Below are 313 nucleotides of genomic sequence, written 5' to 3'. Positions count from 1 at the left end.
AAGGCTTTGGGTAAAAGTTGCAACTTAAAAACAGTGCAAAGTATTATGCAGAAAAATGGTATTCAGGCTATATTGAGAAGAAAATTTAAAATTAAGAAACAACAAACGGACAGTAGCTCCCAATATATTAGACCAAAACTTTATTGTCGATCAACCAAATAAAGTATGGGATTACTTATATAAAAACCAAAGAAGGATGGCTATATTTGGCAACAATAATCGATCTATATTCACGCATGGTAGTTAATGAGCAGTTCAATAAATAAACAATTGGTTATGGACTCTTTATTAATGGCCGTTAACAAGCGTAAAC

At 31.6% G+C, this 313-nt stretch carries 1 pseudogene; it reads left to right on the top strand.

The annotated features are described in order from the left end of the window. Window positions 1-313 (top strand): annotated as a pseudogene (locus WOCAOBSORBRA_RS06685) (DDE-type integrase/transposase/recombinase); the annotation flags it as partial.

Origin of the sequence: Wolbachia endosymbiont of Cardiocondyla obscurior, assembly GCF_902713635.1 — a bacterium.
Taxonomy (GTDB): Bacteria; Pseudomonadota; Alphaproteobacteria; order Rickettsiales; family Anaplasmataceae; genus Wolbachia; species Wolbachia pipientis.
The sequence above is the reverse complement of the archived record's forward strand: the minus strand, read 5'-3'. Positions and strand labels throughout refer to the sequence as shown.